General features: G+C 63.2%; 10 protein-coding genes. 7 read left to right on the top strand and 3 right to left on the bottom strand.

Features of this window, described 5'->3' with window-relative positions; translation table 11 throughout:
• The first annotated feature begins 183 nt into the window (after positions 1-183).
• From bamA to lpxB, 6 genes are all read left to right on the top strand, one after another.
• Positions 184-2,556 carry an outer membrane protein assembly factor BamA gene (gene bamA, locus ACFX5Q_RS07940; RefSeq protein ID WP_404276783.1) on the top strand — a complete coding sequence of 791 codons (2,373 nt, stop codon included), beginning with the start codon at positions 184-186 and terminating at the stop codon, positions 2,554-2,556.
• A 77-nt stretch (positions 2,557-2,633) separates the two neighbouring features.
• Positions 2,634-3,689 (top strand): UDP-3-O-(3-hydroxymyristoyl)glucosamine N-acyltransferase, encoded by a 1,056-nt coding sequence (gene lpxD, locus ACFX5Q_RS07935; RefSeq protein WP_404276781.1) that lies wholly within the window; start codon positions 2,634-2,636, stop codon positions 3,687-3,689.
• Positions 3,682-4,143, top strand: coding sequence for a 3-hydroxyacyl-ACP dehydratase FabZ (fabZ, locus tag ACFX5Q_RS07930; protein ID WP_120016200.1), 462 nt, complete (start codon positions 3,682-3,684; stop codon positions 4,141-4,143). Before lpxD ends, fabZ begins: the two co-directional genes overlap by 8 nt.
• A gap of 13 nt (positions 4,144-4,156) precedes the next feature.
• Entirely contained in the window at positions 4,157-4,990 is an 834-nt protein-coding gene (gene lpxA / locus ACFX5Q_RS07925) for an acyl-ACP--UDP-N-acetylglucosamine O-acyltransferase (protein ID WP_404277127.1), read from the top strand.
• Positions 4,977-5,879, top strand: coding sequence for an LpxI family protein (locus ACFX5Q_RS07920; protein ID WP_404276779.1), 903 nt, complete (start codon positions 4,977-4,979; stop codon positions 5,877-5,879). Before lpxA ends, ACFX5Q_RS07920 begins: the two co-directional genes overlap by 14 nt.
• Positions 5,869-7,035, top strand: coding sequence for a lipid-A-disaccharide synthase (gene lpxB / locus ACFX5Q_RS07915; protein WP_404276777.1), 1,167 nt, complete (start codon positions 5,869-5,871; stop codon positions 7,033-7,035). The genes ACFX5Q_RS07920 and lpxB overlap by 11 nt, the downstream gene beginning before the upstream one ends.
• A gap of 45 nt (positions 7,036-7,080) precedes the next feature.
• On the opposite strand, the gene gltA is transcribed toward lpxB, so the two are convergent.
• Positions 7,081-8,409, bottom strand: a complete 1,329-nt coding sequence (gltA, locus tag ACFX5Q_RS07910) for a citrate synthase (protein ID WP_404276775.1) — start codon at positions 8,407-8,409, stop codon at positions 7,081-7,083.
• Positions 8,410-8,572: 163 nt separating this feature from the next.
• Positions 8,573-9,997: a glutamate--tRNA ligase gene (gene gltX / locus ACFX5Q_RS07905; RefSeq protein WP_404276773.1), complete on the bottom strand. Its 1,425-nt coding sequence runs from the start codon at positions 9,995-9,997 to the stop codon at positions 8,573-8,575.
• Positions 9,998-10,098: 101 nt separating this feature from the next.
• On the opposite strand from gltX, the gene ACFX5Q_RS07900 reads away from it, so the two are divergent.
• A complete protein-coding gene (locus ACFX5Q_RS07900; protein ID WP_404276771.1) occupies positions 10,099-12,585 on the top strand; it encodes a ComEC/Rec2 family competence protein in 2,487 nt (828 codons plus the stop codon).
• Here ACFX5Q_RS07900 and lexA read toward each other — a convergent pair.
• Positions 12,579-13,319 carry a transcriptional repressor LexA gene (gene lexA, locus ACFX5Q_RS07895; RefSeq protein WP_006205184.1) on the bottom strand — a complete coding sequence of 247 codons (741 nt, stop codon included), beginning with the start codon at positions 13,317-13,319 and terminating at the stop codon, positions 12,579-12,581. The two genes, ACFX5Q_RS07900 and lexA, sit on opposite strands and share 7 nt — an antisense overlap.
• Between the last annotated feature and the right edge of the window lie 116 nt (positions 13,320-13,435).

The raw sequence follows: 13,435 nt of genomic DNA, 5'->3' as shown, positions 1-13,435 counted from the left end.
TTGAGACGCCGTTTACCATGCACGGGGATATGCGTGACGCGAAAGCCACGCATCAGGGTTAAGTAAATACAAATTAACCAGAAGCCTTGCGTGTAGGGAAAATCCGGTTATTACGGTATGGGAAATTTACCGCACGTCCGGTTTTCTCGCCGTGGGGACTTCGAGAAAAGGTACAAAAGCCCGATGAAGGCAGCATCCAAGTTTCTGAGCGCCGCGTCCGCGGTGGCCTTGTCCGCCGCTCTGGTTGTGCCAGGCGCGCTCGCAGTGCAGTTCGTTGCCACATCGGCTGCCGAGGCGGCCGTTGTCTCGAGAATCGAGGTTTCGGGCAATCAGCGTGTCGACGCCGACACCATCCGCAATTACATCCAGATCAAGCCAGGCAAGGCCTTTTCCAGCTCCGATATCGACGATGCGGTGAAGGCGCTGTTCGGCACCGGACTGTTCTCGGACGTCCAGATCAATCAGGTCGGCTCCTCCCTGGTCGTCAAGGTTTCCGAATATCAGGTCGTGAACCAGGTTCTGTTCCAGGGCAACAAGAAGCTCAAGGACAACGCCCTTGCGATCGCGGTCCAGTTGAAGCCGCGCGGAACGTTCTCGCAGGCCACGCTTGATTCCGATGTCGAGGCGGTGAAGGCCGCCTATCGCCGGATCGGCCGCGACGATGCCGCCGTGACCACGCAGATCATGAATCTCGGCGACAACCGCGTGAACGTGGTCTTCAACATCAACGAAGGCGGCCGCACGCAGATCGCGTCGATCAATTTCGTCGGCAACAGCGCCTATTCGAGCCGCCGGCTTTCGGACGTCATCGCCACGAAGCGCTCGTCCTGGCTCTCGTTCGTGTTGCGTGACGACGTCTATGACGAGGACAAGCTGCGCGCCGATCAGGAGCTGCTGCGCCGCTTCTACTACAATCACGGCTATGCCGACTTCCAGGTCGTCTCCGCGGTCGGCGAGCTCGACGACACCACCAACAAGTACACGGTCACCATCACCGTGCAGGAAGGCGACCGCTACACGTTCGGCGACGTCAGCGTCGAGAGCACGATCCCCGAGGTCGACAGCAAGTCGCTGGAATCAGTGGTCCAGACCCACAAGGGCGACGTCTACAACGCCAAGGACGTGGAAGACACGATCATCGCGCTGACCGAGAAGGTCGCCGGTTCCGGCTATGCCTTCGCCCAGGTGACGCCGCGTGGCGACCGCAATTTCGAGAACCACACCATTTCGGTCGTCTACACGATCGACCAGGGCACCAAAGCCTATATCGAGCGCATCGAGATCCGCGGCAACGATCGCACGCGCGACTATGTTATTCGTCGCGAATTCGACGTCAGCGAAGGCGACGCCTTCAACCAGGTTCTGATCCAGCGCGCGAAGAAGCGCCTGGAAGCGTTGGATTATTTTGAGAAAGTCGACATCTCGACCGTGCCCGGCTCGCAGCCTGATCAGGTTGTGCTGGTGGTCGACGTGGTCGAGAAGTCGACCGGCGAGTTCTCGGTCGGCGCCGGCTACTCGACCGGCGGCGAGACGGCAGGCCCCTCTGTCGAAGGCTCGATCACCGAGCGCAACTTCCTCGGCCGCGGCCAGTTCATCAAGCTTTCGGCAGGTGGCGGCAAGAATTCGCGCGACTACAGCCTCTCCTTCACCGAGCCCTATTTCCTCGGGCGCCGTATCGCTGCCGGCTTCGATATCTACCAGCAGACGCGCAACTACGACAAATATGATAGCGAGACGCTGGGGGCGACCGTTCGTTTCGGCCTGCCGATCACCGACGACATCTCGACGCAGCTGGCGTACAATATCGCGCAGGAAAAATATAAGTTTGACGACGACTGCGATGACAATGGCGACGGCGTGCTGGGCGATTGCGACGTCTCGCAAGCCATTAAGGACGGCATTGCGGAAAGTCCCTGGATCAAGTCGTCGGTCAGTGTCGGACTAGTCTACAACACCATCGACGACATGAAGAACCCGCATGAGGGCATCTACGCCAACGTCACCACGGAAGTGGCTGGCCTCGGCGGTGACGCCAAATTCGTCAAAGTGACGGGCCGTGGCAGTGTCTACCAGACCCTGTCGGAGCAGCTCGATCTGGTCGGGCTTGTGTCCGCGGGCGCCGGCCATGTCGAAAGCTACGGCTCTGACGGCCTGCGCATCTTCGACCATTTCCAGAGCAGCGAACGCATGATCCGCGGCTTTGCCTATGGTGGCATCGGTCCGGTCGCCGAGGATAACAATACTGACCATCTCGGCGGCACCACCTACTTCAACGCCTCGGCCGAAGCCCAGTTCCCGCTGCCGGTCATTCCGGAAAGCTTCGGCCTGCGCGGCGCGGTCTTTGCCGATGCGGCGACGCTTTACGGCAACAAGATCGCCAACCAAGCTCTGGTCAATCAGGCGTCAGCTGACTTGCAATTGCGCGCTTCGGTCGGTGTCGGCCTGATGTGGGCATCGCCTTTCGGTCCGATCCGCATCGACTATGCGATCCCGGTCAAGAAGCAAGCCACCGACGACGTGCAGGAATTCAACTTCGGCATAGCGACCCGTTTCTGATCCGCGGGTGACGTTGCTTCCGGGCCGGTTGCGGTCCGGAAGAGAGTGATCCGACCTAGCTGGATATTGCTTCTGGAATGACCGATCCGGTGTTCTTCGCGCCCTCACGCCGGTATACGGCTGGCGAAGTCGCGAATCTGACCGGCGCGCAGCTTGTCGATTCCGGCCAATCCCTTATTTCGATCGAGGCATTGGCGCCGGCCAATGAAGGCGGCCAGGACGCGCTCGTCTTTGTCGACGGCAAGCGCAATTTCGCCCTGATGCAGTCGTTGAAGGCCGCGGCTGTTCTTTGTCCGGCCGAATTCGCTGGCAAGGCTCCCGCAGGCATCGCCGTTCTGGTTCACCCGCGCCCGCAGCAGGCTTTTGCGCTGGTCGGGCGTCTTCTATTTCCGCAGGCTGCGACCCCGGGACCGATGACCGGCGAAACCGGTATCTCGCCACATGCCCACATCGACCCATCGGCGCATGTCGAGACCGGCGCCATCATCGAGGCCGGCGCGGTCATTGGCCCCCGTGTATCCGTCGGCGGTGGTACCGTCATCGCCCCGCATGCGGTCATCGGCCACTCCTGCCAGATCGGCCGCGACGGCTATATCGGCCCGGGCACCAGCGTTCAGTATGCGCTGATCGGCAACCGTGTCATCATCCATGGCGGCGCCAGGATCGGTCAGGATGGCTTCGGTTTCGTAGGCGGCGCCAAGGGCCCCGAGCGCGTGCCGCAGATCGGTCGCGTCATCATCCAGGACGATGTCGAGATCGGCTCGAACACCACGGTCGATCGCGGCGCCATGTCCGACACCATCATCGGCCAGGGCACCAAGATCGACAATCTGGTTCAGATCGCCCATAACGTCCGCATCGGCCGCAATTGCATTATTGCCGGTCTTTCGGGTATTTCCGGTTCCGTCGTGGTGGGCGACAACGTCACCATGGGCGGCGGCGTTGGGCTTGCCGATCATTTGACCATAGGGACAGGGGCCAAGCTTGCGGCGAGAAGTGGATTCATGAGCAACGTCCCGGCAGGCGAGATCTGGGGAGGCTACCCGGCGCAGCCGATGGCGGAGGCCATGCGCGAGATCGCCATGCTGCGCAAGCTCGCCAGGACACGCAAACAGGGCGACGGGAATGGCTGACATGGTGGCGACGCTCGAGGCGGTCGACATATTGGGTCTGATGAAGCTCCTGCCGCATCGCTATCCGTTCCTTATGATCGACCGCATCGTCGATATCGACGGCGACGAGTCCGCCGTCGGCATCAAGAACGTGACCATAAACGAGCCGCATTTCCAGGGTCATTTCCCGGACCAACCGGTGATGCCGGGGGTGCTGATCGTCGAGGCCATGGCGCAAACCGCTGGCGCCATCTGCATCCGCAGCCTCGCCACCGAGAAACCGTCGCTGGTCTATTTCCTGACCATCGACAACGCCAAATTCCGCAAACCGGTCGTCCCGGGCGACCAGTTGCGGATCCACGTCAAGAAAATCAAGAAACGCGGCAACCTGCTCAAATTCGCCTGTGAGGCTCTGGTGGACGGCGCAAAGGCCGCTGAAGCCGAGATCTCGGCGATGATGGTCACCAGCGTCTGACAATCGAATGCTCATGAAAATCCAGACTTCAATCCATCCTTCCTCCGTCGTCGAAGAGGGCGCTCAAATCGGCGAAGGTGTCCGTGTCGGCCCCTTCTGCCATATCGGCGCCGACGCGGTGATCGGCGACCGCGTCGAGCTTGTCAGCCACGTTTCGGTAATGGGCGCGACCACCATCGGTGCCGCGACCAAGGTCTATCCGATGGCGATATTGGGCGCGCCGCCGCAGAACACCAAGCACAAGGGTGGCCGCACCACCCTTGTCATCGGTGAGAACTGCACGATCCGCGAAGGCGTCACCATGCATCTCGGCACCGATTCCAGCCGCGGCGAGACGACGGTCGGCGACAACGGCAATTTCCTTGCCTATGCCCACATCGCCCATGACTGCGTCGTCGGCAAGAACGCCACCTTCGCCAACGGGGCGACGCTGGGCGGCCACTGCGAGATCGGCGACAATGTCTATATCGGTGGTCTGACCGCCGTTCACCAATTTGTTCGCGTCGGCGACAACGCTTTTCTCGGCGGCTGCTCAGCCGTCGTCGGCGATGTCATTCCCTACGCCATTGCCGTCGGCAATCGCGCCAGCCTTCGCGGCCTCAACATCATCGGCCTGAAGCGCTCCGGCCTGCCGCGCGCCGAAATCCATGTGCTGCGCAAGGCTTACAGGACGATCTTCGACCGCTCCCGGACCGTTGGCGAGAACATCGAATTTGCCAAGGCGGAATTCGCCTCGTCGCCGACGGCCATGAAAATCATCGATTTCATCGCCAGTCGCGGCAAGCGGCACTATGCCGTCCCGTCGCTCAAAGGTGGCGACGGCGACGACGCCGATGACGAAGGCTGAGACCGCCGGGACGAGACTTGATCTTCCGCCGGGCGCCAGGGTCGGCATCGTTGCCGGCGGCGGCAGCCTGCCGGTCGAGGTAGCGGCCGGCCTGGCCGGGCGAGGCTATCCGCCCTTCATCATACTGATGGAAGGCGAAGTCGACCGTAAGCCGGATCTCGCCGGTTACGAGCAAGAGACACTTGCCCTGGAAGATATCGGTTCGCTCGTACCGTTGCTGAAACGGCGCCGGATTACCCATCTGGTGCTTGCGGGCGAGATCAGGCGTCGGCCAAGGCTGACCGGCCTGCGTCCGAGCCTCAGTCTGATCGCCGTGCTTCCCGTGGTCGTCATGGCGCTGGCCCGCGGCGACGACGGCTTGTTGAAGGTCGTGGCACGCGCTCTGGAAGCGCGGGGGATCAAGATCGTCGGCGCCCATGAGATCGTGCCTGAATTGGCCGCGGCCGAAGGATCGTTGACCAGGGCGGAGCCGCGAAAATCCGACTGGCGCGACATCAATGCTGCCCATGCAGCGGCAAAGGCCATCGGTGCGCTCGACATTGGCCAGGCCGCAGTCGCGATCGGCGGCCGGGTGATTGCGCTGGAAGGCATCGAGGGCACCAATGGGCTGCTCGAGCGGACAAGGCAACTGCGCGACCATGGCCGGATCGCCGGCAAGACGCGCGGCGTGCTGGTCAAATGCGCCAAGCCCGGTCAGGAGTTGCGCGCCGATCTGCCTTCCATCGGTCCGCTGACGGTCGAGGCAGCGCATGAAGCGGGACTTGCCGGCATCGCCATCGAAGCCGGCCGTTCGCTCATTCTGGAAGGCCCAGCCACCATCGCGCGCGCCAACGCGCTTGGTCTGTTTGTCGTCGGTCTGGCAGCGGCGGAGCCGGCTAATGGTCACTGAGAAGCCGCTCAAGATCGCCATCGTCGCCGGCGAGGAATCCGGCGATCTGCTTGGCGCCGACATTATTGCCGCACTCAAGCGGACGACCGGCCGCGAAATCAGGCTTGTCGGCATAGGCGGCCGCCATATGCAGGCGCTCGGGCTGAAATCCCTGTTCGACGGCAGCGAGATCGCGCTGATGGGGTTCAGTGCTATCCTGCGTGACCTGCCGCGCCTGATCAGGCGCATCGGCCAGACTGCAGGCGCGATCGCCGCCGAAAAACCCGACTGCCTCATCACCATCGACAGCCCGGATTTTTCGCTGCGTGTGGCCCGCAAGGTCCGCGCCGCCGATCCGGCCATTCCGATCGTCCACTATGTCTGCCCAAGCGTCTGGGCGTGGCGGCCGGGCAGGGCGGTGGCGATGAAGCCCTATGTCGACCACATCCTGTGCATCCTGCCGTTCGAGGTGAAGGCGTTGGCCCGTCTCGGCGGGCCACCCGGCACCTATGTCGGCCACCGCCTGACACAGGATCCGGGCGTGCTTGCTGCAGCCAGGGCGCAAGGCCAAGCGCGCGACCTCTCGGAAGATCGCGTGAAGACACTGCTCGTGCTGCCCGGCTCCCGCCGTGGCGAAGTACGGCGCCTGATCGACGCGTTCGGTAAGACGGTGTCGGTGCTGCACCAGCGCGGTCATCGCCTGCGCCTTCTGTTGCCCACCGTGCCGCATGTTGCCGACCTGGTCAGGACTTCGGTCGCAAGCTGGGACGAAAAGCCGGAAATCATCCTCGAGCCCGAGCGCAAATGGCAGGCCTTCGGCAAGGCCGACGCGGCGCTGATCGCCTCGGGAACGGTGTCGCTCGAACTTGCGCTGTCAGGTGTCCCGATGGTGTCCTGCTACAAGCTCGATCCCGTGGCGCGGCTCGTCATGCCGCATCTGATTTCCGTCTGGTCGGCGCTGCTGCCCAATCTGATTTCCGACCGCGCGCTCGTGCCGGAGTTCTACGACCAGTATGTCTTGCCGGAAAACCTCGCCCGGCAACTGCAAGCATTGTTCGCCGACACCGGCATGCGCGCCTGGCAGAAAGACGGTTTCGCCGAGATCGCCAAGCGTATGGCCACGAACCGGCCCTCCGGCGATATCGCGGCGGAAGTCGTCCTCCGGCACATCAAATAAAAAGCGCCCTTACGGGCGCTTTTTCGCGTTTTGGTTCGGCCCCGATCAGCGCTTCGCGATCGGCACGTAGTCGCGTTCCGGCGCACCGGTGTAGAGCTGGCGCGGGCGGCCGATCTTCTGGTGCGGATCCTCGATCATCTCTTTCCACTGCGCGATCCAGCCGACGGTGCGGGCGACCGCGAACAGCACGGTGAACATGGTGGTGGGGAAGCCCAGCGCCTTCAGCGTGATGCCGGAATAGAAGTCGACATTCGGGTAAAGCTTCTTCTCGATGAAATAGGCGTCCGTCAGGGCGATCTTTTCCAGTTCCATGGCGATGTCGAGCAGCGGATCGTCCTTGATGCCGAGCTCGCCTAGCACCTCATGCGCGGTCTTCTGCATGATCTTGGCGCGCGGATCGTAGTTCTTGTAGACGCGGTGGCCGAAACCCATCAGCCGGAACGGATCGTTCTTGTCCTTGGCGCGGGCAATGAATTCCGGGATGTGGTCGACATGGCCGATCTCGCCCAGCATGTTGAGTGCCGCCTCGTTGGCGCCGCCATGCGCCGGGCCCCACAGGCAGGCGATGCCGGCGGCGATGCAGGCAAACGGGTTGGCGCCCGACGAGCCGGCAAGCCGCACCGTCGAGGTCGAGGCGTTCTGCTCATGGTCGGCATGCAGGATGAAGATGCGCTCCATGGCGCGCGCCAGCACCGGATTGATCTTGTATTCCTCGCACGGCACCGCAAAGCACATATGCAGGAAGTTGGCGGCGAAGTTCAACTCGTTCTTCGGGTAAATGAAGGGCTGGCCGATATGGTATTTGTAGGCCATCGCCGCGATGGTCGGCATCTTGGCGATCAGCCGCATCGAGGCGACCATGCGCTGGTACGGGTCCGAGATATCGGTGGAGTCGTGGTAGAAGGCCGACAGCGCACCGACCACGCCGCACATCACCGCCATCGGGTGTGCGTCGCGGCGGAAGCCGGTGAAGAAGCGCGACATCTGCTCGTGCACCATCGTGTGGCGCGTCACCCGGTAGTCGAAGTCGTCCTTCTGCGCCTTGGTCGGCAGTTCACCGTAGAGCAGAAGATAGCAGACCTCCAGGAAGTCGCCATGCTCGGCCAACTGGTCGATCGGATAGCCGCGGTGCAGGAGGATGCCGGCATCGCCGTCGATGAAGGTGATCCCCGACTCGCAGCTTGCCGTCGAGGTGAAGCCGGGATCGTAGGTGAAAGCCCCGGTCGTGTTGTAGAGCGAACCGATATCGATGACATCCGGCCCGACGGAACCGCTTCGCACCTTGAGTTCATGCGTCTTGCCGGCGAGCTCGAGCTTTGCGGTCGACTCGTGCGGTTTGCCGCCAAATTCCAGTTTTGTCGCAGCTTCGGTCATTGCAAACTCCTTTCGTTCCATGCCGGCAAAGGCAAATCCTGCAAATCACCGGAATGCGCGTACTCGCCACCGCATTTTAGGAGGTGCGTGCCAGATTGGGCCAAGGCCTAATGTTGCACTGCGAAACGCGCCTTTCAATGCCAATCTTCTTGGGCCAGTTTTCCTAATCGATTTGATCCGCGATACGCGCCAGGCTTTCGTCCCGGCCGAGCACGGCAAGCACGTCGAACACGCCCGGCGAGGTGCTTTTGCCGGTGAGGGCGGCCCTGAGCGGTTGGGCCACGGCGCCGAGCTTGTGGCCTTCGGCCAGCGCGAACTCGCGGATCGCCGCCTCCGCCGCAGCGGCAGTCCACTCCCCGGAAACCGCCTTCAAAACAGTGTGAGCGCCAGCCAGGATCGCGCGCGCGTCACCGCCGAGCAATGAAGCCGCCTTGTCGTCGACCGGCAGCGGCCGCTCGGCGAACAGGAAACCTGCCCCATCGACGAGCTCGACCAAGGTCTTCGCCCGCTCCTTCAGGCCGGGCAGGGCGGCGAGCAGCTGTGCCTTCTTGTCGTCGTCGAGGCGCGCCGCGATTGCCGGCCCGCCTTCAAGATAGGGCAGCGTGGCGACGAAGATGTCGAACAGCTCGGCATTGTCCATGCGCCGCATATGCACGCCGTTCAGCGCCTCGAGCTTGGCGAAATCGAAGCGGGCAGCACCCTTGTTGACGTCGCCGATGTCGAACCAGGCGATCATGTCCTTGATCGACATCACCTCGTCGTCGCCATGGCTCCAGCCGAGCCGTGCCAGATAGTTGAGCAGCGCCTCGGGCAGATACCCCATCGCGCGATAGGCCTCGACGCCGAGCGCGCCATGCCGCTTCGATAGCTTGGCGCCGTCGGCGCCATGGATCAGCGGGATGTGCGACATCGACGGCACCTCCCAGCCCATGGCGTTGTAGATCACCGTCTGGCGCGCGGCGTTGGTCAGGTGGTCGTCGCCGCGGATGATGTGGGTGACGCCCATGTCATGGTCGTCGACGACGACGGCATGCATATAGGTCGGGTTGCCGTCCGAACGCAGGATGATGAAATCATCGAGATCCTTGTTGGGGAAGCGCACCTCGCCCTGCACGCGGTCGTGCACCACCGTCTCACCCTCGGTCGGCGCCTTGATGCGGATCGCGCCCTTGACGCCTGCAGGCGCCTCCGACGGATCGCGGTCGCGCCAGCGGCCGTCATAGCGGGGCGGCAGGCCCTTGGCACGTGCGGCCTCGCGCATCGCCTCCAGCTCGGCCGGCGTCGCGTAGCAGTAATAGGCCTTGCCGATGCGCACCAGCTCCTCAGCCACCTCGCGATGGCGCGGCGCGCGCTCGAACTGCGATACCGGCTCGCCATCCCAGCTGAGGCCAAGCCAGGACAGCCCGTCGAGGATGGCCGTGGTGGCGGCGGCGGTGGAGCGTTCGCGGTCCGTATCCTCGATGCGCAGCAGCATCGTGCCGGCGGTGTGTTTTGCATAGAGCCAGTTGAACAGCGCCGTGCGCGCGCCTCCAATGTGCAAATAGCCTGTCGGCGAGGGGGCAAAGCGGGTGACGACCTTGTCGGACATGGAACTCTCGGAAAGCGCAGAAAGCGGATGTGATTGCGCGGACTTTCGCGCGTTGCGCGTTCATGTAGCATAGGAGGTCTGGGGCGCAAGGGGCAGACCCGATGGCTGGACGAGGCCGGGGTGCGGAGGAGGGCGAGGGCGCGACGAGCAGCGTCAGCGAGCGGGCCCTGTTTGCCGATGTTCCGTACGCCGAGCCGGCGCTGGTTCTGTCGCCAGCGCCGCAATCCGGCATTGAGCTTTTGCAGCCCGGCAATCGCGTACCGGCGCCTATCCCCACGAAAGCACCGGTCAGGCGGATCCACGCATCACTCCGCCGCCTTTCTGGTCCCGCAATCCGCCGAAGCATCGCTGCGGCAGCCGGCACGGAGCTTGACCGCGGCATAGGCTTCCTGCTGGTGCCGGTGTTTCTGGCATGCGGGGTGATCCTTTATTTCTCGCTGGCGACGGAACCCGATTTCTACAGGCCCGTCGCCGTGGTCACCTTGATGGCGGCCTGCGCGGTGGTCTCGCGGTCATGGCAGAAGACGCATTTGTGCTTCATGGCGGCGCTGCTCTGCGCACTCGGCCTGCTCGCCGCCAAGGTCGAAACCTGGCGTGCCGGAACGCAAATGCTCGGCTCCGAGATCCAGACGCGGCTGACCGGGCGGCTCGCCAGTCTGGAGGAAATGGAAAACGGCCGCGTCAGGCTGACCATCGACGTGATTTCGACCGCCCACCCAAAGCTGCGCTACGCGCCGGAGCGGGTCAGGCTTTCGGCGCGGAAAGTTCCTCCGGATATGACGGCCGGTTCCCTGATCACCGGCTATGCCCGGCTGCTTCCGCCGACCGGACCGGTGCGGCCGGACAGCTACGACTTTTCCTTCGACAGCTATTTTTCTGGCATCGGAGCTAGCGGCTTTTTCCTCGGCAATCCGAAGACTGTTGCCTCCAAAACTGGCGCCGGCGAAGACGCGCCATCCACGACGCGCCTGGCGTCCGCGATCGAGAACGCCCGGGAGAACATCGCAGACCACATTCGCGGTCAGATTGGCGGCCCCAAAGGTGAGATTGCCGCGGCACTGATGGTCGGCGTACGCGCCGGCATCCCGGATGAGATCAACGAAGCGATGCGGCGCACCGGCATCTACCACATCATCTCGATTTCCGGCCTGCACATGGCGCTTGTCGCCGGCACCATCATGGGGCTGCTGCGCGGCGCCTTCGCCCTGTTTCCCGATTTCGCTTCGCGCCGGCCGGTGAAGAAATATGCGGCCGCCGCAGCGCTCTTTTCCATCGCCGCCTACCTCGTCTTTTCCGGCATCGTCGTCGCCGCCGAACGCAGCTTCATCATGCTGGCGGTGATGCTGGTCGCCGTGCTGTTCGACCGCGCGGCGCTGACCATGCGTAACCTGGCGATCTCGGCCATCGCCGTCATCCTGGTGTCGCCGCACGAAGTGGTCGGCCCGAGCTTCCAGATGTCGTTTGCGGCAACCGCGGCCCTTGTCGGCGCCTATGCCGGCTGGTCGGACTACCGCGCCGGCAGGGCGACATCGCCGCCGCCAAGGCGATCGCCGCTCGCCTTCGTCACGCGAAAATTCCTGCTCGGCATGGGCGGTCTCGCCATGACCTCCATCATCGCTGGCGGTGCGACAGCGCTCTTCGCCATCTGGCATTTTCAGCGCGTGTCGCCGCTCAGCCTGTTTGCCAACCTGGCCGTCATGCCGATTGTCTCGGTCGTCATGCTGTTGGCCGTAATCAGCGCGCTGCTGATGCCTTTCGGGCTCGATTGGCCCTCCCTCTATCTGATGGGCAAAGGGCTGACGGCGATGATCGCGATCTCGGAATGGATTTCCGAGCGCTCGCCGGTCGATGCCGTCGGGTTGATCTCCATTCAGTCGGTGCTGCTGGTGACCATCGCGCTGGTCATCGCCACCATGGCGACGACATGGCTCAGGCTGGCAGCCGTTCCATTCGCGCTCGCCGGCCTGCTGACGGTTTCCGACACCCGCACGCCGGATGTCCTGATCTCGGAGGATGCGCATCTGGTGGTCATGCCGATCGGCGGCGGGGAACTCGCCATCAACCGGGTGCGATCGAACGAGTTCACCACCGACAACTGGAAACGGGCACTGAAAGCCGAAACCATTGTCGTACCGGAGACCTTCGAGAAGGGAGACGCGCGGTTCGACATGGATCCGGCCGACCTGCCGCCGGGCTCGCCCTTCTACTGCAGCGCCGGTCTGTGCCTCGCACGGCATCCGTCCGGCGCCATCATCGCGTATGCAGAAGACCGCAAGGACGCGTGGAGAGCGTGTGCTTTCGCGACCCTGATCATCGTCAACGACGCCACCGCCTACGACCCTTGCCGCAATCCGCTTGTCCTTGTCGTCAAGAAACGGCAGCTTGCCCGCTTGGGCAGCGCCGCCGTCTTCTTCGACCAGCAATCGGCAATCGCGCCAGCGGAGATAGACTTCGCGATCGAGCAGCCGTACCGGCCCTGGCACGAGCAGCGCAGATTTTCGCGCGAGGCGAGGGGCCTGCCGTCTTACAAGAGACCCGAAAGGCAGGCCAGCAAACCGCCGCCAAAACAATCACCGCCGCCTCAGTAGCGCCGGATCAAGCCAACCAACTTGCCCTGCACCTTGACCCGGTCGGGCCCGAAGATGCGGGTTTCATAGGCCGGGTTTGCGGCTTCCAGCGCGATCGAAGCGCCCTTGCGGCGGAAGCGCTTCAGCGTCGCTTCCTCCTCGTCGACCAGTGCCACGACGATCTCGCCCGGGCTCGCCGTATCGGCATTGCGGATGATGACCGTATCGCCGTCGAAAATCCCGGCCTCGATCATCGAATCGCCCTTGACCTCCAGCGCGTAGTGCTCGCCGCCCATGATCATGTCCGGCGGCACCGAGATCGAGTGCGTCTGATGCTGGATGGCGTCGATCGGCACACCGGCCGCGATCCGGCCCATCACCGGGATGGACACTGCCGCGACCGCATCGTCGTCGTTGCCCGCCTGGGGCGTGCGCGACGATGCCATCGGCTTGATCTGCCGCCCGAGACCGCCCTGCCCAAGACTGCCCTGAATGACGCTCGGCGAGAACTTTTTCGCCGCATTGAGGCCGGGAGCGATCGAATCGGGTAGGCGCAGCACTTCGAGAGCGCGCGCCCGGTTGGGTAGCCGACGAATGAAACCGCGCTCCTCCAGCGCCGTGATCAGCCGGTGGATGCCCGACTTCGAGGCAAGGTCGAGCGCCTCCTTCATCTCGTCGAAGGATGGTGGAATACCACTTTCCTTCAGCCGCTCATGGATGAACATCAGCAGTTCATGTTGTTTGCGTGTCAGCATCGCGGCCCCCAACGGAATCAGAAAAACAAAACCAGAACAAACACTATCTGTTCCATTTGTGTTCCGCAACCGTTTAAAGTTTAATGAATGGCTTAAGGTGCCCGAAACGATGTTGT

The sequence above is a fragment of the Mesorhizobium sp. IMUNJ 23033 genome, from assembly GCF_044778005.1.
GTDB lineage: Bacteria > Pseudomonadota > Alphaproteobacteria > Rhizobiales > Rhizobiaceae > Mesorhizobium > Mesorhizobium amorphae_A.
The sequence above is the reverse complement of the archived record's forward strand: the minus strand, read 5'-3'. Positions and strand labels throughout refer to the sequence as shown.